Annotated in this window: 19 protein-coding genes; 15 read left to right on the top strand and 4 right to left on the bottom strand. The window is 63.0% G+C overall.

What is annotated here, in order from left to right:
• Nucleotides 1-244 precede the first annotated feature (244 nt).
• Nucleotides 245-685 (top strand): EF-hand domain-containing protein, encoded by a 441-nt coding sequence (locus tag RLDS_RS51265; RefSeq protein ID WP_021228237.1) that lies wholly within the window; start codon nucleotides 245-247, stop codon nucleotides 683-685.
• Nucleotides 686-788: 103 nt separating this feature from the next.
• On the opposite strand, the gene RLDS_RS56590 is transcribed toward RLDS_RS51265, so the two are convergent.
• Nucleotides 789-950 (bottom strand): hypothetical protein, encoded by a 162-nt coding sequence (locus RLDS_RS56590; RefSeq protein ID WP_021228236.1) that lies wholly within the window; start codon nucleotides 948-950, stop codon nucleotides 789-791.
• 192 nt (nucleotides 951-1,142) lie between these two features.
• Here RLDS_RS56590 and RLDS_RS51255 point away from each other — a divergent pair, with 192 nt between their 5' ends.
• From RLDS_RS51255 to pyrF, 7 genes are read left to right on the top strand one after another with little or no spacing between them, the layout of a single operon-like run.
• Nucleotides 1,143-2,285 carry a fumarylacetoacetate hydrolase family protein gene (locus RLDS_RS51255; RefSeq protein WP_040603947.1) on the top strand — a complete coding sequence of 381 codons (1,143 nt, stop codon included), beginning with the start codon at nucleotides 1,143-1,145 and terminating at the stop codon, nucleotides 2,283-2,285.
• Nucleotides 2,282-3,040: an SDR family NAD(P)-dependent oxidoreductase gene (locus tag RLDS_RS51250; RefSeq protein WP_021228234.1), complete on the top strand. Its 759-nt coding sequence runs from the start codon at nucleotides 2,282-2,284 to the stop codon at nucleotides 3,038-3,040. Before RLDS_RS51255 ends, RLDS_RS51250 begins: the two co-directional genes overlap by 4 nt.
• A gap of 1 nt (nucleotide 3,041) precedes the next feature.
• The gene (locus RLDS_RS51245; protein ID WP_021228233.1) at nucleotides 3,042-3,917 is read left to right on the top strand and encodes an SMP-30/gluconolactonase/LRE family protein; all 876 of its coding nucleotides are present in this window, start codon (nucleotides 3,042-3,044) and stop codon (nucleotides 3,915-3,917) included.
• A 21-nt stretch (nucleotides 3,918-3,938) separates the two neighbouring features.
• Nucleotides 3,939-5,351: a sugar porter family MFS transporter gene (locus tag RLDS_RS51240; RefSeq protein ID WP_021228232.1), complete on the top strand. Its 1,413-nt coding sequence runs from the start codon at nucleotides 3,939-3,941 to the stop codon at nucleotides 5,349-5,351.
• Nucleotides 5,352-5,368: 17 nt separating this feature from the next.
• Nucleotides 5,369-6,238, top strand: a complete 870-nt coding sequence (locus RLDS_RS51235) for an aldose 1-epimerase (protein ID WP_021228231.1) — start codon at nucleotides 5,369-5,371, stop codon at nucleotides 6,236-6,238.
• 33 nt (nucleotides 6,239-6,271) lie between these two features.
• Nucleotides 6,272-6,652: a lipopolysaccharide assembly protein LapA domain-containing protein gene (locus RLDS_RS51230; RefSeq protein WP_021228230.1), complete on the top strand. Its 381-nt coding sequence runs from the start codon at nucleotides 6,272-6,274 to the stop codon at nucleotides 6,650-6,652.
• Nucleotides 6,649-7,323, top strand: coding sequence for an orotidine-5'-phosphate decarboxylase (gene pyrF / locus RLDS_RS51225; RefSeq protein WP_021228229.1), 675 nt, complete (start codon nucleotides 6,649-6,651; stop codon nucleotides 7,321-7,323). Before RLDS_RS51230 ends, pyrF begins: the two co-directional genes overlap by 4 nt.
• A 52-nt stretch (nucleotides 7,324-7,375) precedes the next feature.
• Here the strand turns inward: pyrF and RLDS_RS51220 are convergent, their stop codons facing one another.
• Nucleotides 7,376-8,452 carry a LacI family DNA-binding transcriptional regulator gene (locus RLDS_RS51220; protein WP_031299023.1) on the bottom strand — a complete coding sequence of 359 codons (1,077 nt, stop codon included), beginning with the start codon at nucleotides 8,450-8,452 and terminating at the stop codon, nucleotides 7,376-7,378.
• A gap of 72 nt (nucleotides 8,453-8,524) precedes the next feature.
• Nucleotides 8,525-10,666 carry an alpha-glucuronidase family glycosyl hydrolase gene (locus RLDS_RS51215; RefSeq protein ID WP_021228227.1) on the bottom strand — a complete coding sequence of 714 codons (2,142 nt, stop codon included), beginning with the start codon at nucleotides 10,664-10,666 and terminating at the stop codon, nucleotides 8,525-8,527.
• Between the two features lie 216 nt (nucleotides 10,667-10,882).
• On the opposite strand from RLDS_RS51215, the gene RLDS_RS51210 reads away from it, so the two are divergent.
• From RLDS_RS51210 to RLDS_RS51180, 7 genes are all read left to right on the top strand, one after another.
• Nucleotides 10,883-13,186, top strand: a complete 2,304-nt coding sequence (locus RLDS_RS51210) for a glycoside hydrolase family 3 N-terminal domain-containing protein (RefSeq protein ID WP_021228226.1) — start codon at nucleotides 10,883-10,885, stop codon at nucleotides 13,184-13,186.
• Nucleotides 13,183-15,555: a glycoside hydrolase family 3 N-terminal domain-containing protein gene (locus tag RLDS_RS51205; protein WP_021228225.1), complete on the top strand. Its 2,373-nt coding sequence runs from the start codon at nucleotides 13,183-13,185 to the stop codon at nucleotides 15,553-15,555. Before RLDS_RS51210 ends, RLDS_RS51205 begins: the two co-directional genes overlap by 4 nt.
• Before the next feature lie 14 nt (nucleotides 15,556-15,569).
• A complete protein-coding gene (gene manD / locus RLDS_RS51200; RefSeq protein WP_021228224.1) occupies nucleotides 15,570-16,781 on the top strand; it encodes a D-mannonate dehydratase ManD in 1,212 nt (403 codons plus the stop codon).
• A gap of 87 nt (nucleotides 16,782-16,868) precedes the next feature.
• Nucleotides 16,869-18,158 carry an MFS transporter gene (locus tag RLDS_RS51195; RefSeq protein ID WP_021228223.1) on the top strand — a complete coding sequence of 430 codons (1,290 nt, stop codon included), beginning with the start codon at nucleotides 16,869-16,871 and terminating at the stop codon, nucleotides 18,156-18,158.
• Nucleotides 18,155-19,567, top strand: a complete 1,413-nt coding sequence (uxaC, locus tag RLDS_RS51190; protein ID WP_021228222.1) for a glucuronate isomerase — start codon at nucleotides 18,155-18,157, stop codon at nucleotides 19,565-19,567. Before RLDS_RS51195 ends, uxaC begins: the two co-directional genes overlap by 4 nt.
• Entirely contained in the window at nucleotides 19,564-21,030 is a 1,467-nt protein-coding gene (locus RLDS_RS51185; RefSeq protein WP_021228221.1) for a mannitol dehydrogenase family protein, read from the top strand. Before uxaC ends, RLDS_RS51185 begins: the two co-directional genes overlap by 4 nt.
• A 48-nt stretch (nucleotides 21,031-21,078) precedes the next feature.
• Nucleotides 21,079-22,311, top strand: a complete 1,233-nt coding sequence (locus tag RLDS_RS51180) for an SGNH/GDSL hydrolase family protein (protein ID WP_021228220.1) — start codon at nucleotides 21,079-21,081, stop codon at nucleotides 22,309-22,311.
• 38 nt (nucleotides 22,312-22,349) lie between these two features.
• On the opposite strand, the gene RLDS_RS51175 is transcribed toward RLDS_RS51180, so the two are convergent.
• On the bottom strand, nucleotides 22,350-23,681 hold the full coding sequence (locus RLDS_RS51175; protein ID WP_021228219.1) for an ABC1 kinase family protein: 1,332 nt from the start codon (nucleotides 23,679-23,681) through the stop codon (nucleotides 22,350-22,352).
• Nucleotides 23,682-23,683: the final 2 nt, after the last annotated feature.

Here is a 23,683-nt window from a genome sequence, read left to right as displayed (position 1 = left end):
CGCGCCCCCTAGCAGCGTCGCCCGCCGCGGGCAAATCGGCGCGCTTTTTCTCCCGCCTGCGTGGACGAGCGAGCGGATCCATGACGAAGAAAGGGACGAATCGAACGATTTTACTGGTCGAATGACGCAAAATGAACGGGGGTTCAGGAACATCCGGGCGGATTGATCTATTCTATCTTCACTAATGGGCAGGCTGGCGTCTTCGCCTTTGCTGGCCCAAGAAGATTAGAAACAGGAGATCATGATGATCCGCGCACTTTTATTGGCAACCGTTCTGACGGCCGCGACCCCGGCTCTGGCGCAGCAGGCCATGACTCCCGGCACCGCGACGCAGCCCGCCCAGCCGTCGGCCGCCATGCCGGCGCAGCCGTCCACCGCTACCCCGGCGCAATCGACCCCCGCGCAATCGACCCCGGCCCAATCGACCCCGGCCGCATCGGTGGCCTCGATCGTCGATAGCGAATTTCCGGCCTATGATGCCAATGGCGATGGCCAGCTCGACCAGTCGGAATTTTTCCGCTGGATGCTGGCGCTCAAGAATCAGGAGATGAAGGCGACCGGCCAGCAGCTTCCCACCGATCAGGTCACGGCCTGGGCCAATGGCGCGTTCAGCACGGCGGACGCGGACAAGAGCCTTATGGTCAGCAAGCCTGAACTCATCACCTATCTCAGCGCCGGCGCCTGAGCCGAATATCCCCGCCAGTCACGAAGGGCGGAAAAAGAACCCAAACGGGTCGCACCAGGGGGCGGCATGGAACGAAGGCCATGCCGCCCTTTGGCATATCCGCTTATTTCCTGCGCCGCGCATAGAGCAGCGCCGCCACGATCGCCGCCGACCCGATGCCCACCGCCGTGCCCATCCACACGGATTTCCCCGCCGCGGTCCCCGCCGCACCAGCCAGATCCTCCTTGGCCTTGCCATCCTTTATCGGCGCGCTCTCTTGTTCCAAAATCCCGTTTCCCGGCTCTTTCGATTTGACGCAACGACAATGCCGCAACCCGCGCACCCCGGAAAGAGGATTTTTTCGAACAGCATTCTGCATACGCCAAACGTCTCATTCGCATGACAACACTTGACACCAGCCCCGAAATTGTGGTGGTAGCGCTATCAACAATGACGCGGTTTTTGTGGAGAGGTGATGATGTCGGGGGCTGTTTCCTTGCTCGATTTTCTGCCGAGCGATTGGCGTAAAGGCCTGTTCCTCGGCCGCGTGCAGACCGCTGACGGTCCAAGCCCGATCCTGGTGCGTGACGGCATTGCCTATGATATGAGCGGCGTCGCCCCGACGGTCGCGCAGTTAGCGGACATGCTGCCTCTTGCAGCCGGCTCCGGTCAGAGCATGGGGCCGTTGGATAGCCTGCCCGCCCCCCTTCTCAGCCCGATCGACCTGCAATGTGTGAAAGCCTGCGGCGTCACCTTTGCGGTATCCGCGCTGGAACGCGTGATCGAGGAACGCGCGCGGGGCGACGCTGCCGCCGCCGGCGAAATCCGCGCACGACTGGAGGACAGGGTCGGCGGTTCGATCCGCAACGTTGTCCCCGGAACATCGGAGGCTGCTGCGCTGAAGGCGGCGCTGATCGAGGACGGGCTCTGGTCGCAATATCTGGAAGTTGCGATCGGCCCTGATGCAGAGGTCTTCACCAAGGCCCCGATCCTGTCGTCGGTGGGGCCGGGCGCCCAAATCGGCATTCGATCGGATTCCACCTGGAACAATCCCGAGCCAGAGATCGTGCTGCTCGTTAACGCAGCCGGCTTAGCCATCGGCGCCACGCTGGGCAACGACGTCAACCTGCGGGATTTTGAGGGGCGGTCAGCGTTGCTGCTGGGAAAGGCGAAGGACAATAATGCCTCCTGTTCGCTCGGCCCGCTGGTGCGCCTGTTCGATGAGGATTTCACCATCGACGATGTCCGCAATGCCGAAGTCGCTCTCACCATCGACGGACCCGAAGGGTATCGGCTTGAAGGCGTCAGCAGCATGAACCAGATCAGTCGCGATCCGCTTGAACTGGTCCGGCAGACCCTGTCGGAACATCACTATCCCGACGGCTTTGCGCTGTTCCTTGGCACGCTGTTCGCGCCGGTTCAGGATCGGGATGAACCTGGTCGCGGCTTTACCCACAAGGTGGGCGACCGCGTCGCCATTTCCACCCCGCGCCTGGGCACGCTGGTGAATGAGGTCGTGACATCGAAGGATGCTGCCGCCTGGGATTTCGGTGTCGTTGCCCTGATGACCAATCTCGCCGCTCGCGGCCTGCTGAACACACAACAGAAAGATCCTGCATGAGCCGCGCCATCTACCCCAGCCTCAAGGGGAAAAGGGTCTTCATTTCCGGTGGTGGCAGCGGCATCGGTGAAGGGCTGGTCGAAGCCTTCGCCGGTCAGGGCGCGCATGTCGCCTTTTGCGATATTGCAAGGGACGAAAGTCAGGCTTTGGTCACGCGTCTGGCCGGAAGCGACTTTGCGCCCGTGTTTTACGAGGTCGATCTGCGCGATATCGGCAAGGTGCAGGCGATGATGGCTGAGGTCGAGCAACAGCTTGGCGGCATCGACATCCTCATCAACAATGCCGCCAATGACGACCGTCATGGCATAGAACAGGTCACGCCGGACTATTGGGACGATCGCATGGCGGTCAATCTGCGGCATCTCTTCTTTGCCGCGCAGGCTGCTGCGCCGGCGATGAAGCGCGCGGGCGGCGGCGTGATCCTCAATTTCGGGTCCATCAGCTGGCATCTCGCGCTTCCGGAATTGACGCTTTATCAGACGGCGAAGGCCGCCATCGAGGGGCTGACCCGGAGCCTGGCGCGCGACCTTGGTCGCGATAACATTCGCGTCAACACGATCATCCCGGGCAATGTGAAGACGCCGCGTCAGGAAAAATGGTACACGCCCGAAGGGGAGGCGGAAATCGTCGCAGCCCAGTGTCTGGATGGCCGCATCCTTCCCGTCGATGTCGCCGCGCTGGCCATGTTCCTCGCTTCGGATGATGCGCGTTATTGCACGGGACACGACTATTTCATCGACGCCGGCTGGCGCTGACATGGGCGTGGCGGAGCCGCAGAGCATTTTGTCCCTAGGCGCGACGCTGGGCGAAGGACCTGTCTGGGTGGCGCGCGACGCGGCGCTCTGGTTCGTGGATATCAAGACGCATCGCATCCACCGCTACGACCCGGTTCAGGAAGTGGCGCGCGGCTGGACAGCGCCCTGTCAGGTGGGATGGATAGTGCCCACCGCGGACGGCAAATTTGCCGTTGGCCTTCAGTCTGGCGTGCATCGCTTCGATCCTGCCAGTTCTCGCTTCGATCTGCTGCACGCGCCCGAGGCGCATTTGCCCGGCAATCGTCAGAATGACGCTTGCGTGGCGCCTGACGGCGCGCTGTGGTTTGGAACCATGGACGATGCGGAAGTGGACGCCAGCGGGCATTTCTATCGCGTCGATGGCGATGGATGGGCGGAGAGCGGCCTGCCGGCGATTTCAATCACCAACGGCCCTGCTTTTTCTCCCGATGGCCGCATCCTCTATCATACCGATACGCTGGGCAAACGGATATGGCGCACCGACGTCGCACCGGACGGTAGTGTGGGCAACACCATGCTCTTTGCCAGGATCGAGGACGATGCCGGCTATCCTGACGGCCCCACCGTGGATGCCGAAGGTTGCCTCTGGACCGGGCTGTTCGGAGGTTGGGCCGTGCGCCGCTACGACCCGGCCGGCAAGCTGATGCGCGAAGTTCGCTTCCCGGTCGCGAATGTGACGAAAATCGCCTTTGGCGGTGAGGATCTTCGCACCGCTTATGCGACCACTGCGCGCAAGGGGCTGGACATGACAGCGTTGACAAAGCAACCTCTGGCGGGCGATCTCTTCGCCTTTGATCCCGGCGTTGCCGGGCTGCCGGGCCAGATAGCAACGATATAGAAGAGCGGGAAGGACAGGATGATGCATGAGGGGACTGCTGCGAAGGTCAATATGGCCTTCATTGTCGCGATTGTCGCGGTCGCGACCATCGGCGGGTTCATGTTCGGCTATGACAGCGGCGTCATCAACGGCACCCAGAAGGGGCTGGAAAGCGCCTTTGACTTGGGCAGCCTGGGCATCGGCGTCAACGTCGGCGCGATCCTGGTTGGGTCGTCGATCGGTGCTTTTGGCGCTGGGCGCATGGCTGACATCATCGGTCGGCGCGGCGTCATGATGCTCTCGGCCATTCTGTTCCTGGCGAGCGCGCTGCTGGCCGGCGCAGCTGGCTCCTCGGCGGTGTTCATCATCGCGCGGATCATCGGCGGCCTGGGCGTGGGCGCAGCCAGCGTCATTTCGCCAGTCTATATTTCCGAAGTCACGCCGGCGGCCATTCGCGGTCGTTTGTCCTCGGTCCAGCAGGTCATGATCATTTCCGGTCTGACCGGCGCGTTCGTCGCCAATTTCGTGCTCGCCCGTTATGCCGGCGGATCGACGGCCGAACTGTGGATGGGCTTTCCCGCCTGGCGCTGGATGTTCTGGTTGCAGGCGATTCCCGCCGCCATCTACTTCCTGGCTCTGCTCATCATTCCCGAAAGCCCCCGCTACCTGGTCGCGCGCGGACAGGATGAGCGCGCGCATGCCGTGCTGACCCGCCTATTCGGGGAAGCCGAAGCCACGCGCAAGGTTGCAGACATCCGCGCCAGTCTTGCCGCGGACCATCATCGGCCCAAGCTCAGCGACCTCATCGACCAGACCAGCGGCAAGGTGCGTCCGATCGTTTGGACCGGTATCGGCCTTGCCGTCTTTCAGCAGCTGGTCGGTATCAATGTCGTGTTCTATTATGGCGCGACCCTTTGGGAAGCTGTCGGCTTTTCCGAAGATTACGCGCTTCAGACCAACATCCTGTCGGGCGTGCTGTCGATCGGCGCCTGCCTTGCCACCATCGCCATGGTTGACCGCATCGGCCGCAAGCCATTGCTGCTGATCGGATCGGCCGGGATGGCGGTCACGCTCGCGACGGTCGCCTATGCCTTTTCGACGGCCGTCACCGGCGCGGATGGCGCAGTGTCGCTGCCCGGCAATAATGGCGTCCTGGCGCTGGTCGCGGCCAATCTCTACGTGATCTTCTTCAATATGAGCTGGGGTCCGATCATGTGGGTCATGCTGGGCGAGATGTTCCCGAACCAGATCCGCGGGTCTGGACTGGCGGTCGCCGGCTTCGCGCAGTGGATCGCCAATGCGCTGGTGTCGGTCAGCTTCCCCTCGCTGGTCGTATGGCCGGGTCTGGCCGTGGCCTATGTCGGCTATGCCTTCTTCGCGCTCATCTCCTTCTTCTTCGTGCGGGCGATGGTCAACGAAACCAAGGGCCGTGAGCTAGAGGACATGGTCGGCTGAGCGCGCAGATTATCACGTTGCGGGCGGGGGCGCTGGAGGCAGCGCTGTCGCCCGCGATCGGCGGATCGCTGACGGGCCTGACGCTGGATGGCGTCGACCTGCTGCGCCGGGCGCCGGAAGGGGCCACAGACCCGCTGGCGATGGCGTGCTTCCCGCTCGTGCCCTATGCGAACCGGATTGCGGAGGGACGCTTCACCTTTGACGGGGAGGAGCATCGGCTTCCCCTGAACTTTGGCGACCATCCGCACAGCATCCATGGCTTGGGCTGGCAGACCAATTGGACAGTGAAGACGACAGCTGTCGACCATATCCTGTTGGAGCATGAGCATGGCGGAGACGCCGGCTGGCCCTGGCGTTATCGGGCGCAACAGGATGTGCGGCTCACCCCCGCGCAACTGTCGCTTTCGCTATCGCTCTTCAACGCGAGCGACCGCCCGATGCCTGCCGGCCTTGGCTTTCATCCCTATTTTGTGGCCGACGAACAGACGAGGCTCAGCTTTGCTACGCAGACGCTGTGGCTTTCGTCTCCGGACATGCTGCCACAGCAAGAGGTGGCGGCAGACAGTCTTGGCGATTGGTCCAGGCCAAGCCCGGTGGTTGGCGACAGCCTGATCGACAATGTCTATGGCGGATGGGATGGCGCCGCGACCGTCGAGCGTGGGGATGGCGTGTGGTTGACCGTCACCGCTGCCGGTGCCCAATGGCTGCATGTCTATCGGCCGCCGGGTGAAGCCTATTTTTGCCTGGAGCCTGTGAGCCACATGCCCGACGCGATCAATCGCGGCGGGATGGCGGTGCTGCAACCGGGCGAGACAGCTAGGCTGCATATGACCATCGCGATCGACAGACGCGATCAGGCGCTTCCGAAATCGGGCAGGATCGCCTAAGCTGCCCCAAACGGGCAGTGAGGGTAAACGCCAATGCAATTTTTGCGGACCGCTTTCTGGGTCGTCATCGCCGTGGCGCTCGCCTTCTTCTGCATGGCGAATTATGTCCCGGTCACTGTGCGGCTATGGGGCGATCTGGTGATGGAAACCAAGCTGCCGGTGCTGCTGATCGGCGCGTTTCTGCTTGGCGCCTTGCCCTTCTGGGTGATGGCGCGGGCGACCCGCTGGCGGTTGAAACGGCGCCTTGATAATACCGAACGGGCACTGGCCGCGGCGACCGCGCCTTCCGCTCCGCCGAGCATCACGCCAGCGCCCGGCATGGCTCCAGTTTCTCTCGAACCCGATGCGCCTGCGCCGACGGCAGCGCAAGCCGATCCCTTGCCCTCCACCTCCAATTCGACAGGCCCTGCATGACCAGTCCCATTTACGTTGCCATCGACACGCCCGATCTTGCCAAGGCGCAGCATCTGGCGGGGCAGGTGCGGCACCATGTGGGCGGATTGAAGCTCGGCCTCGAATTTTTCTGTGCCAACGGCCACCATGGCGTTCACGAAATGACGAAGTTCGGCCTGCCGATCTTCCTCGACCTTAAGTTGCATGACATTCCCAATACCGTCGCCAAGGCGGTTCAGGCGCTGCACCTGCTGGAGCCGGCGATCCTGACTGTCCATGCCGCAGGCGGCCGTGCCATGCTGGAAGATGCCAAGGCGGCGGCAGGCATTCATACCAAGGTCGTTGCCGTGACCGTGCTGACCAGCCTGGATGATGGCGACCTGACTGATATCGGCGTGGCTGCCAAAGCGTCCGATCAGGTTCGGCGATTGGCTGATCTGGCGCAGGACGCCGGGCTGGACGGCATCGTCTGTTCGGGCGAGGAAGTGGCGATGGCGAAGAAGGGCTGGACGGATGGCTTCTTTGTCGTGCCGGGCGTGCGACCTGCTGGCGGCGCGATGGGCGACCAGAAGCGCGCCGTGACCCCGCGCCAGGCGTTGGACAATGGCGCGTCGATCCTGGTCGTCGGTCGTCCGATTAGCCTTGCCGACGATCCCGATCTTGCCGCGCGCGCGATCGAAGCAACGCTCTGAGGCTGCTTCAATCTACCAGCCCCTGTGGTGACGCGTCAGCTGCCGCGCCGCTTCAGGGGGCCAAGCGTTGACGCGGACGTGAACGGGGCGCGGCGTCCGACTGGCGGCGGATCAGCGCATGATCGCATACCAGATGCGTGGCCTTCTCCACCTGCTGGCTCCGCCTGGTTTTAAGCTGCTTGACCAGCACTTCCACCGCCGCCCGCGCCATGGCGCTGATCGGCTGGCGGATCGTCGTCAATTCTGGCCAGATGGTGGTCGCAAGCGACGTATCGTCGAACCCGCAGACAGTCAGATCGCCGGGCACGTCTAGGCCTGATCGATGCGCGATCGCCACCGTCGCGGCAGCCATATCGTCGTTGCTGGCAAAAATGGCGGTCGGCGGCTCGGCCAGCGACAGGATATGTTCGGCTGCATCGAGGCCGGACCGGTAGGTGAAATAGCCCTGCGCGATCAATTCGTCCTCGATCGGCAGGCCGGCTTCTTCCAGCGCCTGGACATAGCCTTCGAAACGACGTGCGCTGGCGCTTTGATTGGGATTGCCTTTGACAAACCCGATCCGCGCATGACCTAGGGCAATGAGATGGCAGGTCATTTCATAAGCGGCCTGACGATCATCGATGCTGACAGCCGCAAGGTCCGAGGGCGGTCGACCCGTGGCGACCGCGATCGCCGGAATGCCGGCACGACCCAGCGCCTGCACCAATTCTTCATGATCGCACAAGGGAGGCGGCAGGACGACGCCGTCGATGCGGCCGCGCTCCAGATGGGCGACGACCGAAGCAATGGTCGTTTCCTCGTCCCATTTCTCCACCACCAGGTCGACGCCGCTGCGGCTCGCCTGGTCGAGGCTGCCGACCAGAAATTCGCTCAGATAGGATGATGACGGGTTGGAATAGAGCAGTCCGACCCGGGTTTCGTCTCCCCCCGCCAACGTCCTTGCCGCAGCGCTCGGGGCATAATTCAGCGCGGCGATGGCCGCTTCCACCTTTGCGCGCGTTTCGGGCCGAACCACCTGCTCGCTGTTGATGACGCGCGATACCGTCATGGGGGAAACGCCCGCCTGGCGCGCGACATCATTGATCGTAGGGGCATTGCGCTGGCGGCGGGAGGAACGGGTGTCGGTCAACGGCGGCGGCTTTCGTGAAACGCTATGGTGAGCCTAGGTAGCGACAACCGCTCCCTTTGTAGAATCGAAAATTCAGTTGTGGCCCGGCGCGTAGGGGAAACTGCGTGCCTTGTACCAGTTCAGGTCATGCGCGGGGGCCTGGGCACCCTCCGGCAGTGGCAGATGATTGATCGACTGGAAATAGGCGATGCTCGCGTCACGCCACCACTGGGCTTCGCGATGCTGGATCGCCAGGAAGGCTTCGGTCTGGGCAAAGCGTTCCGGATCGACAAGCGGGCGAAGGCTTTCCCAGGTCCGCTGCATGCCCGCGACATAGGCGACGCCACGATCATAGCGATGGACCAGCCCGTCCCAAAGCGTCTCGCCGGATTTCAGGCGATAGTCCCAGGGCAAATGGTGAAACCAGAGCAATTCGCTTTCCGGCGTAGTAGCTGGGTCCGCGAGCCGTCGCGCGATGGCGGGCGCATATTGAGAAATCGCATTGCTGCCGCTTTTGGTCCGGTCAAAGCCGATTCCGTCCGCGTCCGCCTTGTGGTAATAGACGGGGTTCCACTCAGGTCGGGCCAATTCCGAAACCCAGGGCGCCGGGCCATAATGATGGCCGGTCGCCATAAGGTGGGCCAGGCCGAGCGGCGTCATATAGTCGACCGCGGCCTCGCGCGAACCCATCATCATGGCGACGACGGGATCGATTAGGCGGGGATCGGGACTGAATGTCATGGCCGTCCATTCGCGAGCGATGGCTTCTGCCGACAGGTCCGGGTTCCATGCTAGGCGGCCAAAGGCATACCAGTCCGCCTGATTGAAGATCGACCCGCTCCAGTCGCGATCGATCCCGATATTGGCGACGCCGGCGATGCCGGTCAGCCTGTGCCCATCCAGCGAGCCATCGATTATTTTGGCGATGGTCGATCCTTTCCCCTTGGCATAGGTGTCAGCGTCGAGCGTTTCTTTAAAAAGGGGGCCGAGATAGGTAAGATGCGTCGATTGGCCCAGATATTCCTTGGTGATCTGAAATTCCATCATCAGCGGGGTCTTGGTCATGGCGCCGAACAGCGGGTGGAATGGCTCGCGCGGCTGAAAGTCGATCGCGCCATTCTTGACCTGCACCATCACATTGTCGGCGAACTTGCCGTCGAGCGGCTTGAAATCATCATAGGCTTGTTTGGCGCGATCGTCCGGATTGTCATGCGCGTAGACGAAGGCGCGCCACATCACGATACCGCCGTGGAGCTTCACGGCGGCCGCCAGCATATTGGCCCCGTCTGCATGGGTGCGTTGATAATCCTGCGGGCCAGGCTGGCCTTCGCTGTTTGCCTTGACGAGGAAGCCGCCGAAATCGGGTATAGCGCGATATATTTCGTCGGTCTTGGCCTTCCACCAGGCGGCGACCTTTGGATCCAGGGGATCAGCCGTCTTGAGACCGTCCAGTTCCATCGGCGCCGTCCATTTGACCGACAGATAGACCTTGATCCCATAGGGCCGGAATATGTCAGCCAGTGCCGCCGCCTTGGCGATGTAGGGGGCGCTCAGGCTCTCCGCCTTCGCATTCACATTGTTGAGCACCGTGCCATTGATGCCGATGGAGGCGTTGGCGCGCGCATAGTCGGTATAGCGCGGGCCTTTATAATCGGGCAGTCGCCACCAGTCCCAGATCGACTGGCCTGCATAGCCCCGCTCGACGGTGCCATCCAGATTGTCCCAATGGTTGAGCAGGCGCAGGCCGATGCGCGGCGCGCTGCGAATGTCGAGCCCGTCAAGCGACGCGCCGGTTTGCGCAAGGCGAAGCCAATGGAAGATACCGTGCAGGATACCGATGTCGCTGTTGGCAGCGATCAGCGTGATTGGCTGCCCCGCGTGGTCGATGGAGCGGATCGCATAGCCCTCCGCGCCAAGTCCCTTTAGCGATACGGGGATAGCGGGCGCGGATCCGGGCGTTGCGAGCCAGAGCGATCCTGCGGTCGGTTCGGTGGTGAGGGCTGGCGCGTGGCCCGTCATGCTCGTCACCGCACGCTGCAATTCCTGCTTTGCGGATGCCATCGTCGCGCTGTCGCCTTGTGCGGAAATGGCGCGGGCGTGCGCGCTGATGTCCGTCCCACGGGCCTGGCCTGCTGGCGCATAGCGCAGCCAAAGATCATAGCCGTCTTCCGCCCGAACGGGCAGGGCCAGTATCGTCAGGGCCATGGCCGTCAGATAGCAGAACAGGCGCGCCATCAGTTTATCCTCTTCCTATGATCGTTGGCATGCCATTGGCAGGTACTGCATTGACAAGCCCGTCTTCTCCCGCGATGGTAGCGTTATCAAATAACTTGCTGCAAGCGAAAACCGCTCCGGGCGGGAAAAAGGGGAGGGGCCAGGGTGATCCGTAGCTGCAAGATTTTGGGCGCAGCATCCTTGTTGGCAATCCCGATAGTATCACCGCTCACGCCGATGGCTATCGCGCGCGCGGCGCAGGATCAGCGTCCAATATACAAGGATGCTTCCCAACCGATTGAGGCGCGGGTCGACGATTTGATCGGTCGGATGACGCTGGATGAAAAGATCGCTCAGATCACGACCGTTTGGGAAGGCAAGATCCAGATTTTTGATGATCGGCTTGAGCTCGACCCGGCGAAGTTAGCGGCGCGCTACCCACATGGTCTGGGCCATTTTACGCGTCCGTCCGACGCCAAAGGCGCGGTCAGCCCTCGCCTCGCTCGCGGGCGCGACCCTCGCCAGACCGTCGCGCTGGTCAATGCCTTGCAGAAATGGGCGATGACGCAGACGCGCCTTGGCATTCCGATCCTGTTTCATGAAGAGGGCCTGCATGGTTACGCGGCGGTCGGCGCCACGAGCTTTCCGCAGTCGATCGCGCTGGCATCTTCCTGGGACCTTGACCTCGTCAGGCAGGTGAACAGCGTGATCGCACGCGAGATACGCGCGCGCGGTGTGCCGATGGTCCTTTCCCCTGTGGTCGATATCGCCCGCGACCCGCGCTGGGGGCGGATCGAGGAAACCTATGGGGAGGACCCCTATCTGGTGAGCGAAATGGGCGTCGCCGCAGTGGAAGGCTTGCAGGGCGAGGGGCGATCGCATGACCTGCGCCCCGGCAAAGTGTTTGCGACGCTCAAGCATCTTACCGGCCACGGCCAGCCCGAAAGCGGCACCAATGTCGGGCCTGCGCCGATTTCGGAGCGCGAACTGCGCGAGAATTTCTTTCCGCCGTTCGAGCAGGTCGTGAAGCGTACTGGCATAAACGCGGTCATGGCCAGCTATAACGAAATTGACGGCGTGCCCAGCCATATGAACAGCTGGCTGCTGGGTGACGTGTTGCGCGGGGAGTGGGGATTTCGCGGTGCGGTCGTGTCCGACTATTCCGGCGTGGATCAGCTTATGAGCATTCATCATGTCGCCGGCAGCCTGGATGAGGCCGCGCGGCGGGCTTTGGACGCAGGCGTGGACGCGGATCTGCCCGATGGCCTGTCCTATGCCACTTTGGGGGAACAAGTACGCGCGGGCAAGGTGAGCGAGGCCGAGGTCGATCAGGCGGTGCGACGCATGCTGGCCCTGAAATTTCGCGCTGGGCTTTTCGAACATCCCTATGCCGATGCCGCGCAGGCGGCGGCGCTGACCAATGATGCGGAGGCGCGCGCGCTCGCGCGACGGGCGGCGCAGCGGTCGATCACGCTGCTGAAAAATGACGGCATGCTGCCGTTGAAGCCCGAAGGATCGATCGCGGTCATCGGGCCAAGTGCGGCGGTGGCGCGTCTCGGCGGCTATTATGGCCAGCCGCCGCACGTCGTTTCCATTCTGGATGGTATCAAGGCCAAGGTCGGCGACCGCGCACGAATCGTCTTTGCGCAGGGCGTGAAGATCACGGAAGATGACGACTGGTGGGCGGACAAGGTCGACAAGGCTGATCCGGCGGAAAATCGCCGCTTGATTGCGCAGGCGGTGGAGGCGGCCCGGAACGTGGATCGCATCGTGCTGACGTTGGGCGATACCGAACAATCGAGCCGGGAGGGCTGGGCGGCCAACCATCTGGGCGACCGGCCAAGCTTGGACCTGGTCGGCGAACAACAGGAGCTTTTCGACGCCCTCAAGGCGCTGGGCAAGCCGATCACCGTCGTCCTCATCAATGGCCGGCCCGCCTCGACCGTCAAGGTGAGCGAAGAGGCCAATGCCTTGCTGGAGGGCTGGTATCTGGGCGAGCAAGGCGGCCATGCCGTTGCCGACGTGCTGTTTGGCGACGTCAACCCGGGCGGCAAGTTGCCAGTCACCGTGCCGCGATCGGTCGGGCAATTGCCGGCCTTCTACAATGTGAAGCCCAGCGCGCATCGCGGCTATCTGTTCGATACGAATGCGCCGCTCTATCCCTTTGGTTATGGCCTGAGCTATACAAAATTCACCTTGTCCCCGCCGCGTCTGGCGCAGGCCAGGATCGGGCCGGGCGGCACGACCAGCGTGACCGTCAATGTCCGCAACGATGGCGCACGCGAAGGCGACGAGGTCGTTCAGCTCTATATTCATGACAAGGTGAGTTCAGTCACTCGGCCGATCAAGGAATTGAAAGGGTTTGAGCGCGTGTCGCTCAAGCCCGGCGAAACCCGTGCGGTCCAGTTCACCATCACGCCCGAAAGCCTGCAAATGTGGAATGACAAGATGCACCGCGTCGTCGAACCGGGCGAGTTTGAAATCATGACTGGCAACAGTTCGGTCGCGTTGCAGTCGACGATGCTGACGGTGACGCCATGAGCGTCGGTTTTGCGCGCCGACAGGCGCTGGGGCTGATGGCGTCGACATCGCTGGCAGCGGCGGTCCCGGCGGCGGACAAAAAGTCCGGGCCGCTGTACAAGGACGCAAGCGCACCGGTCGACCTGCGCGTGAATGATCTTTTGAGCCGGATGACGCTGGAGGAGAAGGTCGGCCAGATCATCGCGCTCTGGGCGACGAAGGCCGAGATCATGGATGATCTGACCTTCTCACCGGCGAAAGCAAGTGCCGCCTATCCCGCAAGCTTTGGCCAGATCACGCGACCGTCCGACCGGCGCGGCGCGCCCAACGGATCGACGCAGGCCGGGGGCGTCGGCGCGCGCTGGCGCACGCCGAAGGATACGGTCGATTTCATCGAAGCGGTCCAGACCTGGGCGATTAGGGAAACCCGGCTGGGCATCCCGGTGCTGTTTCACGAAGAATCGCTGCATGGCTATATGGCGACCGACGCCACCATGTTCCCCATGGCCATTGGCATGGCGGGCAGCTTTGACCGCGAGCTGATGCGGGACGTCCAATCCGTGATTGCGCGCGAAGTGCGGGCGCGCGGTGTCCATCTGGCGCTGTCGCCAGTGGTGGACATTGCGCGTGATCCGCGTTGGGGGCGGATCGAGGAGACATTTGGCGAGGACCCCTATCTGTGCGGCGAGATGGGCGTGGCCGCGGTGCTGGGCCTGCAAGGCGAAAGCAAGCAGATCGGGCCCGACAAGGTGATGGCCACGCTCAAGCATATGACAGGCCATGGCCAGCCGCAAAGTGGCGAGAATATCGCGCCGGCGCCGATCAGCCAGCGCGAGTTGCGAGAAAATTTCTTCCCACCTTTCCGCGCGGTCGTGAAGCGCACCGGCATTGCCGCGGTGATGCCCAGCTATAACGAGATAGACGGTGTGCCCTCGCACCAGAACAGGTGGTTGCTAGGCGACATATTACGCGGCGAATGGCATTTCGACGGGGCCGTGGTGAGCGACTATGGCGCCGTGCCGGAACTCGACACCATCCATCATGTCCAGCCTGATCTGGAAGCAGCGGCGCGGGCTGCGCTGCGCGCAGGCGTCGATTGCGAATTGCCCGACGGCATCGGTTTTCGCACACTGGTCGAGCAGGTTCGCAGCGGTAAAGTGCCGCTTGAGGCCGTCGATCTTGCCGCGCGGCGCATGTTGACGCTCAAGGTGCGCGCAGGCCTGTTCGAAAATCCCTGGCCGCGGCGGGACTGGGACGCATTGACCGGCAACGCAGAAGCGCGCGCGCTGGCGCTGAAGGCCGCACATCGGTCCATTGCGCTGCTCAAGAATGACAGGACATTGCCGCTGACCGCCGGAGCGCATCGGCGGGTTGCCGTCATCGGGCCGAATGCGGCCATTGCCCGTCTGGGCGGCTATTCCTCCATCCCGCGGCAAACGGTGTCGCTGCTGGATGGCGTGAGAGCCAAGCTCTCTGGCAGGGCAGAGGTGGTCCACGCCCAGGGCGTTTTCATCACGCAAAGCGAGGACCGGTCCGTGGACGAGGTGCTGCTGGCGGATCCGCAGAAAAACCGCGATCTGATTACCGAGGCGGTCGAGGTCGCCAAGAGCTCGGATGTCATCATCCTGGCGATCGGCGACACCGAACAGACCAGCCGCGAAGGGTTTGCGAAGAACCATCTGGGTGATCGCACCAGCCTGGACCTGGTGGGCGAGCAGAATGACCTGTTCGCCGCCATGAAGGCCACCGGCAAACCCGTGATCGTCTGCGCGATCAATGGCCGCCCGCCAAGCTACCCGGCAGTCGTGGATGGCTGCAATGCCTTGCTGGAATGCTGGTATCCGGGACAGGAGGGCGGCACCGCGATGGCGGACATCCTGTTCGGGGACGTCAATCCCGGCGCGAAGCTGCCCGTGACAGTGGCGCGCGATGCGGGACAGGTGCCCATTTTCTACAACCGCAAGCCAAGTGCCCGGCGCGGCTATGTGTTCGAAGATATCTCACCGCTTTTCCCCTTCGGTTTCGGACTGAGCTATACCCGCTTCACCATTGGAAAGCCCAGGCTTTCGTCGGAGCGGATCGGCACGGGGGGAAGCGTGGTGGTCGAGGTCGATGTGCAGAATGTCGGCGATCGAAAGGGCGACGAGGTCGTCCAGGTCTATGTCCATGACCAGACCGCCAGCGTGACGCGCCCGATCAAGGAATTGAAGGGATTTGAGCGCGTCACGCTCGCGCCGGGCGAAAGCAGGACGGTGCGTATCCCCCTAGGCCCCGACGCCTTCGCGCTTTGGAATCTCGACATGGAGGAAGTGGTCGAACCCGGCCTTTTCGACATCATGGTCGGACCTGACAGCGAAACCCTTCAATCCGTCACGCTCGAAATCATCTGAACAGGATTGCCCGCATGCCCAAGATTATCGATGCCAAGGTTATCATTACCTGCCCTGGTCGCAACTTCGTCACGCTCAAGATCATCACGGATGAAGGCATCTACGGCCTTGGCGACGCGACTCTCAACGGCCGTGAACTGGCGGTTGCCAGCTATCTGACCGATCATGTCATTCCCTGCCTGATCGGGCGCGATGCCCACAGGATCGAGGATATATGGCAATATCTGTACAAGGGCGCCTATTGGCGGCGCGGCCCCGTAACCATGACGGCGATCGCGGCGGTCGACATGGCCTTGTGGGATATCAAGGGCAAGATTGCGGGCTTGCCGGTCTATCAATTGCTGGGCGGCGCGAGCCGCGAAGGCGTGATGGTCTATGGCCATGCCAACGGCACGACGGTCGAGGATACCGTCAAGGTCGCGCTGGAATATCAGGCGCAAGGCTATAAGGCGATCCGTCTGCAATGCGGCGTGCCGGGCATGGCGTCGACCTATGGCGTGTCGAAGGACAAATATTTCTATGAGCCGGCCGACGCCGACCTGCCGACCGAAAATGTGTGGAACACCAGCAAATATATGCGGGTCGTGCCGGAACTGTTCAAGGCGGCGCGCGACGCGCTGGGCTGGGACGTGCATTTGCTGCACGACATCCACCACCGCCTGACCCCGATCGAAGCCGGGCGGCTGGGCAGGGACCTGGAGCCTTACCGTCCCTTCTGGCTGGAGGACGCGACCCCGGCCGAAAATCAGGAAGCGTTCCGCCTGATTCGCCAGCATACGACCGCGCCGCTGGCAGTCGGGGAAATCTTCAATTCGATCTGGGACGCCAAGGACCTGATCCAGAACCAGTTGATCGACTATATCCGCGCCACCGTGGTCCATGCCGGCGGCATCACGCATCTGCGGCGCATCGCGGCATTGGCGGACCTGTACCAAATCCGCACCGGTTGCCATGGCGCGACGGACCTGTCGCCGGTGTGCATGGCCGCAGCGCTGCATTTTGACCTCAGCGTGCCGAACTTCGGCATCCAGGAATATATGCGCCATACCCCGGAAACCGACGCGGTCTTCCCCCACGCATATACGTTCGCGGACGGCATGATGCATCCGGGCGATCAGCCGGGTCTGGGCGTCGACATCGACGAGGAACTGGCGGCCGGATATGAATATAAGCGCGCGTTTCTGCCGGTAAACCGGCTGGAAGACGGAACCATGTTTAATTGGTGATGCGCCAAGGCGGCGCCGATGCGGGCGGCCTGCACGCCGCCCGCGTCCATCGCTCCTGTCATGATCGCGTCACTCTAGGAGAATGAGATGGCCACCATTCCCAAGCCATCGGGGAAAGTCCGCTGGATCGTCTGCGCGCTGCTTTTTGCAGCGGTGGTGCTCAGCTATATCGATCGGCTGGTGCTGCCGACGCTCAAGCCCGATTTACAGGCGCGCTATGGCTGGAGCGAAAGTGGCTATGCCGACTTGGCCATCTGGTTTCAGGCGGGCTATGGCATCGCCTATGTCGCGTTCGGGCGATTGATCGATCGCATCGGCGCGCGCGCCGGCTATGCGCTGGCCGTTTCGCTCTGGACCATCGGCCATGTCGCGCATGTCTTTTTCACGTCGACTGCTGGCATGTTGCTGGCGCGTATTCCGTTGGCGATCGGTGAGGCGGGCACCTTTCCCGCCGCGATCGCCGCGACCAATGAATGGTTCCCCAAGAGGGAGCGCGCGCTCGCGATCGGCATCTTCAACGCCGGGTCCAATGTCGGCGCGATCCTGACCCCTCTGGTGGTGCCGGTCATTGCCGTGACCTTGGGGTGGCGCTGGGCCTTTATCCTGACAGGATTACTGACGGTCATCTGGTTGGCGGCGTGGCTCGGATTTTACCGTCGGCCGCGCGAGAAGAAGGGCCTGAGCGCACAAGAGCTGGCCTGGATCGAAACCGATCCGGTCGAGGAACAGCGCCCGGTCAAATGGGCGACCCTGTTCCGGCACCGTCAGACCTGGGCCTATATGGCAGGCCGCTTCCTCATCGACCCAGTCTGGTGGACGTTCCTGTTCTGGCTGCCGGACTTCTTCAACAAGCAATATGGCGTCAAGATGCTGGACTTCGGCCCGCCCTTGATCGCCGTCTACCTGCTGGCGGATGTGGGATCGGTCGCGGGCGGCTGGGCCTCATCACGATTCATGGGCCGGGGCTGGAGCGTCAATCGGTCGCGCAAGACGGCCATGTTCCTCGCCGCGCTGTGCGCCGTGCCGATCGCCTTCGCCGCGCACGCGCCCAGCATGTGGGTGGCGGTCGGGTTGATCGGCCTCGCCTGTGCCGGGCATCAGGGCTTTTCGGCCAATCTCTATGCTCTTCCAGGAGATGTCTTTCCGCGGTGGATGGCGGGGTCCGTGGTGGGCCTTGGCGGATTGTCCGGTGCGATCGGCGGCATGCTGATGGCGAAATTCGCCGGCGTCATTTTGGAGACGGTTGGCAGTTACGGCCCGATCTTCCTGGTTGCCTCCTGCGCCTATTTGGTCGCCCTGCTGACCATTCACCTCATCATCCCGCGCTATCAGGTCATTGTCGCCGGTATCACGCCTGGCCAAGGAGCTTCATCTTGACCAAAACCCTGCGTCTACATCCCGATCGCCTGTTCCCGTCCGATCCTGCCATGCGGGACATTGCGCGGCGGCTTTATGCGTCGGTCAAGGACCTGCCGATCATCAGCCCGCACGGCCACACCGATCCGCGCTGGTTCGCTTATGATCAGCCCTTCGCCAATCCGGCTGAATTGCTGATCATACCTGACCATTATGTATTTCGTATGCTCTACAGCCAGGGGGTGCCGCTGGAGGACCTAGGCGTACCAACGATTGATGGTAGTCCGACTGCGAGTGATCCACGCGCGATCTGGCGTCGCTTTGCCGAGCGCTACCCCCTGTTTCGCGGGACCCCGTCGCGCTTGTGGCTCGACTGGGTGTTCGCCGAGGCATTCGGCATTGACGTGCGGCTGGAGGCGGCGACGGCGGATCATTATTATGACGTGATCGACGCCGCGCTTGCGACCGATGCCTTCCGGCCGCGCGCGTTGTTTGAACGCTATAATATTGAAGTGATCGCGACGACCGAGGGGCCGCTCGATCCGCTCGACCATCATCGCGCCATCCGTGAGTCCGGTTGGCGCGGCAAGGTCGTGACCGCCTACCGCCCCGATCCCGTTCTCGATCCCGATGATCCGAAGTTCAACGACAATGTGCGCCGCTTTTGCGCGATGACGGGCGAGGATGTCAGCTATGCCGGCTACCTGCGCGCGCATGAAAAACGCCGCGCCGATTTCCGCGCGGCGGGCGCGACATCGACCGACCATGGTCATCCCAGCGCCTTCACCGTGCACCTGTCTGCGCAAGATGCCGAAGCCCTGTTCGCCAAGGTGACCGGCGGGCCCGTGAGCGCGCGGGAGGCGGAACTGTTTCGCGGGCATATGCTGGTCCAGATGGCGCGCATGTCGATTGAGGATGGCATGGTGATGCAATTGCATCCCGGCGTGCATCGCAATCATAACGACGCCGTGCGCGCGCGATTTGGCCGGGACAAGGGGGCGGACATTCCCACCGCCGGTGAATTTGTCGCCGCTCTCAAACCGCTGCTGGACCTATATGGCAATGATCCGCGCTTGACGCTCATCCTCTTCACACTCGACGAGGACGTCTACTCGCGCGAGTTGGCTCCCTTGGCTGGGCATTATCCCGCGCTGCGTCTGGGGCCGCCATGGTGGTTCCATGACAGTCCCGAAGGCATGCGCCGCTTTCGCGAACGGATGACTGAAACAGCGGGATTTTACAATAGCGTTGGCTTCAACGACGACACACGCGCCTTTTTGTCGATCCCGGCGCGCCACGACGTTGCCCGGCGGATGGATTGCGGCTGGCTGGCGCAATTGGTCGCCGAACATCGTCTGGAGGAGGATGAAGCCTTCGAGGTTGCGCACGCCCTGGCCTATGATCTGGCGAAAAAGGCGTACAAATTATGATGCGGCTGTCGTCTGACAGTCTGGCATCGCTGCCCGACGATGTGCAACGGCCGGCCTATGACCGGGCGGCGGTTCGGGCGGGCGTGGTCCATCTGGGCATCGGCGCATTCCATCGCGCGCATCAGGCTGCCATATTCGAAGATGCACTCAATGCCGGCGACTTGCGGTGGGGTGTCATCGCCGCATCCTTGCGGTCGCCCGGCGTGCGCGACCAGATGCAGCCGCAGGATGGCCTTTACACCATGCTGGTGCGGGATGGCCGGGCGGATCGTGCACAGGTGATCGGCGCGGTCCGTCAGGTGATCGTCGCACCGGAGGAGCCTCAGGCGCTGTTGGCGGCGCTGGCCTCGCCCGATACGCATATCGTCACGCTGACCGTAACCGAGAAGGGGTACAAGCTCGACCCGGCCACTGGCGCCCTGATGGAAGATGACCCGCAGGTCGCCGCCGACCTGCTTTCCTTGCACGCGCCACAGACCGCGCCGGGCTATCTCGTCGCGGCCCTGGCATTACGCAAGGAGGCCGGGCTCGCGCCCTTCACCGCGATCAGCTGCGACAATTTGCCGCATAATGGGCAGCGCCTGCGCGGTGCGGTCCTTGCGCTGGCGCGACGGCATGACCCCGCGCTAGCGGAATGGATCGAGGCGCAGGGCGCTTTTCCCGAAACGATGGTGGACAGGATTGTGCCCGCCACGACCGCCGACGATATCGCCGGGTTAGCCGAACGTCTGGGTGTCGAGGATCAGGCGATGGTCAAGACGGAGCCGTTTCTGCAATGGGTGATCCAGGACTGGTTTTGCGGTCCGCGTCCAGCCTTCGGGGCGGGCGTTCAGGTAACGGCTGCGGTTGCGCCGTGGGAAGAGGCCAAGCTGCGCCTGTTGAACGGGGCGCATAGCGGTATCGCCTACCTGGGTGGATTGGCGGGCATCGAATATGTCCATGACGTGCTGGCGCTGCCCGAAGCCCGCTTTTTTGTCGAAGCCCTGTGGGATGAGGCGGAAACGACACTGACGCAGCCGCCGGAACTGGATGTGGCGGCCTATCGCCGCGCGCTGATGGCGCGGTTTGACAATCCGACGCTGCGCCATCGAACCCGACAGATCGCGATGGATGGCAGCCAGAAACTGCCGCAACGGCTGCTCGCGACGATAGCGCACCGTTTGGAGGCGGGGCAGGGGGTGGATGCCCTGTCACTCGCGGTCGCGGCGTGGATACGTTGGCAGGCCGGCGTGGATGATCGGGGTTTGGGGCATGAAGTGGATGATCCATTGGCCCATCCTATCGCCGAGGCGTTGTCCGATGCACATGATAGCCGTGCACGGGTCGATGCCATTCTGGGGCTTGGCGCGATCGTTCCGTCGCCGCTGGCACAGCATGATGCGTGGAAAGAGACGTTGACCCAATGGTTGAGCGTCCTCGAAACCCATGGCGCGCGCGCCGCCTTGGCCAGATTTGCCGGATGAGGTGCATGTCGCCCGCCTTCGCCACCTGATGATGATGCTGAAAGGTCGATGATGAAACGCTGGTCCGCCCTGCTGCTGCCAATTGCACTGTCGGCGACGTCGATGGCGCATGCCAGGGATTGTTCGCCAAACTGGGTATCTGCTTGGGCGTCGTCGCAATTCCGTCCGACTGGTGACGCGGAATTGCCGGCAGGCACCTTGCGCGACCAGACTTTGCGTCAGATCGTACGACCTTCCGTCGCTGGCGATCGGATGCGGGTGCGATTTTCCAATGTGGCCGGGACGCAGTCCTTGCGCATTGCCGGTGCGAGCATCGCGCGGGTGCAGTCGTCGCAATCGCCGACCATTGACGCGGCGACATCGACGCCGCTGCTGTTTGATGGTCAGGCGGCCGTAATCATCCCCGCCGGTTCGGACTATCTGTCCGACCCGGTGGAGATGCCTGCCAAGGCGCTGGAGACGGTCGCCGTCTCGCTCCGTTATGACGGAGAGCCCGAGCAGACATCGCATCCCGGTTCGCGCGCGACATCCTGGCATATGGCGGGCGATCATTTGCGCGACGAAAGGATGGAAGGCGCTGCGCATTTCGATCACTGGTTCAACCTGGCCGCGCTGGAGGTCGAACGCTGCGCGCCGGCGCGATTGGTCGTGGCGCTTGGGGATTCCATCACCGACGGCAAGGGGTCGACGACCAACGGTAACGATCGCTGGACCGATGTGTTGGCGGGGCGGCTACAGGCCGACCCGCAGCGGCGCGGCATCGCCATCGTCAATGAAGGGATTGGCGGCAATCGACTGCTCAATGACGGGCTTGGCCCCAATGCGCTGGCACGGCTGGACCGTGATGTGCTGTCGCAACCGGGGGTCACGCATCTGATCGTGCTGGAAGGAATCAACGATTTAGGAACGCTGACGCGCGAGGCGCCCGTCAGCAAGGCGGACCATGCCGCGCATGTCGCCCGGATCATCGGTGCTTACCGCCAGATCATCGCGCGCGCCCATGCGAAGGGCATAAAGGTGATCGGTGGAACCATCATGCCGTTCGTCGGCAATGGCTATTATCATGCTGACCGCGACAATGAAGCCGACAGGCAGGGGGTCAATGCCTGGATCAGGACGCCGGGCCATTTCGATGCGGTGGTCGACTTTGACCGGGTCATGCGGGACCCCGCCAGGCCGGATCGGTTGCGGCCGGCCTATGATGATGGCGATGCCCTGCATCCATCGCCCGCTGGCTATCGTGCCATGGGTGAGGCGGTGCCGCTCACGCTGTTCGATTGAAAGGGCGGCATGTTCCGACGGGCGGATTGCTATCGCCGTTAAGAAAGGTCCAGCCACGGCAGGACCATCGCACGGACGTCCACCCGCGCGTTCAGCCTGGCCGCCAGCAAAGCAGTGCCGCTTATCTTGCGCTGGACGAATAATGTGTCAGCCGGCGGCACATGCCAGGTGGACCGATCGGCCGCAATCTCGACGCCCTGTTCGCGCAGAAGGCTGACGAACGCGCGGTCGCCAAAATCGAACGGTCCCGCCTTGCCCATTTCCCCAATGATGACGTTGATCATCGCATCCAGCCGGGCGCGATGACGGGTGACGACGCCAGCGCCGATGAAGCCTGCTTTGACCAGCGCATCGCGGGCGGCGGCACGATCGCCGGCCAGGCCAGCTTTCAGCAAGGTCCGGTAGGCAAGCATGGTTTCGGGTGCGACCGGCCGCGCGGCGCCGAAGTCGAGCAGGATCAAGCGTCCGCTTTCGGGCTGATAGCGATAATTGGCGAAGTTCGGATCAGTCTGCATGACGCCAAATTCGAACAGCTCGCGCAAGACCAGCGTGATCAATATGGTCATGACCTTGTCGCGCGTGGCCTGCGGCGCGGACTGCAATGTTTCGATCGGCGTGCCGGCCAGAAATGTCATGGCCAGCACCCTGTCGGTGCTGAACTCTGGATCGACGTGCGGCGCGACCACGTCATCCACGTCCGCAAGCAATTCCCCGAACCGGGTCATCTGCCGCGCTTCGCGTTCATAGTCTGCTTCCTCGGCCAATTGGCGCTTGGCTTCGGCAAGCAGAGGGGTGATGTCGAGTGCGCGCGGAAGCAAGCCTGACAGGCGCAAGAGCGTGGCGACATTGTCCACATCAGCGTCAATGCTCTCGCGAACACCGGGATATTGCACCTTGATCGCCAATTCGCGCCCGTCCTGCGTAACCGCGCGGTGCACTTGTCCGATTGAAGCGGCGGCGATCGGCCGTGGTTCGAATTGACGGAACCGGGTGCGCCAATCGGCGCCCCATTCGCGCGCCAGCACCCGTTGCAGCTGCGGCGGAGGCATATGCTGGGCATTGTCGCGCAGGCGCGCCATGATATCGGCAAGCTCGGGCGGCAAGAAGTCGCCCGCGTCCATGGATATCATCTGGCCCAGCTTCATGGCCGCGCCGCGCAGATGCGCCAGCCGGTCAGCCACCTTTCCGACATTGGCCGGCGTCAGCAACATGTCGCGCAGGCGCGGACGTTCGCCATCGGCCAGCCGCCGTGCGCCTTCGCCGATGATCCCGCCGGCAAGGCCACCCGCCAGCTGCCCGAATTGTCCCAGGCGTTGCAGCCTGCCGCTGGGCACGGACCGGCCGGAACCCTTGCCCTTGTCATCGCTCATGC

The sequence above is a fragment of the Sphingobium lactosutens DS20 genome (genome assembly GCF_000445105.1).
Lineage (GTDB): Bacteria > Pseudomonadota > Alphaproteobacteria > Sphingomonadales > Sphingomonadaceae > Sphingobium > Sphingobium lactosutens.
The sequence above is the reverse complement of the archived record's forward strand: the minus strand, read 5'-3'. Positions and strand labels throughout refer to the sequence as shown.

Bases quoted from the DNA above. Each gene is read 5' to 3' on its own strand.
- RLDS_RS51265 (WP_021228237.1), top strand. From the start codon at position 245: ATGATCCGCGCACTTTTATTGGCAACCGTTCTGACGGCCGCGACCCCG.
- RLDS_RS51255 (WP_040603947.1), top strand. From the start codon at position 1,143: ATGTCGGGGGCTGTTTCCTTGCTCGATTTTCTGCCGAGCGATTGGCGT.
- RLDS_RS51250 (WP_021228234.1), top strand. From the start codon at position 2,282: ATGAGCCGCGCCATCTACCCCAGCCTCAAGGGGAAAAGGGTCTTCATT.
- RLDS_RS51245 (WP_021228233.1), top strand. From the start codon at position 3,042: ATGGGCGTGGCGGAGCCGCAGAGCATTTTGTCCCTAGGCGCGACGCTG.
- RLDS_RS51240 (WP_021228232.1), top strand. From the start codon at position 3,939: ATGCATGAGGGGACTGCTGCGAAGGTCAATATGGCCTTCATTGTCGCG.
- RLDS_RS51230 (WP_021228230.1), top strand. From the start codon at position 6,272: ATGCAATTTTTGCGGACCGCTTTCTGGGTCGTCATCGCCGTGGCGCTC.
- pyrF (WP_021228229.1), top strand. From the start codon at position 6,649: ATGACCAGTCCCATTTACGTTGCCATCGACACGCCCGATCTTGCCAAG.
- RLDS_RS51215 (WP_021228227.1), bottom strand. From the start codon at position 10,666: ATGGCGCGCCTGTTCTGCTATCTGACGGCCATGGCCCTGACGATACTG.
- RLDS_RS51210 (WP_021228226.1), top strand. From the start codon at position 10,883: ATGGCTATCGCGCGCGCGGCGCAGGATCAGCGTCCAATATACAAGGAT.
- RLDS_RS51205 (WP_021228225.1), top strand. From the start codon at position 13,183: ATGAGCGTCGGTTTTGCGCGCCGACAGGCGCTGGGGCTGATGGCGTCG.
- manD (WP_021228224.1), top strand. From the start codon at position 15,570: ATGCCCAAGATTATCGATGCCAAGGTTATCATTACCTGCCCTGGTCGC.
- RLDS_RS51195 (WP_021228223.1), top strand. From the start codon at position 16,869: ATGGCCACCATTCCCAAGCCATCGGGGAAAGTCCGCTGGATCGTCTGC.
- RLDS_RS51185 (WP_021228221.1), top strand. From the start codon at position 19,564: ATGATGCGGCTGTCGTCTGACAGTCTGGCATCGCTGCCCGACGATGTG.
- RLDS_RS51180 (WP_021228220.1), top strand. From the start codon at position 21,079: ATGATGAAACGCTGGTCCGCCCTGCTGCTGCCAATTGCACTGTCGGCG.
- RLDS_RS51175 (WP_021228219.1), bottom strand. From the start codon at position 23,681: ATGAGCGATGACAAGGGCAAGGGTTCCGGCCGGTCCGTGCCCAGCGGC.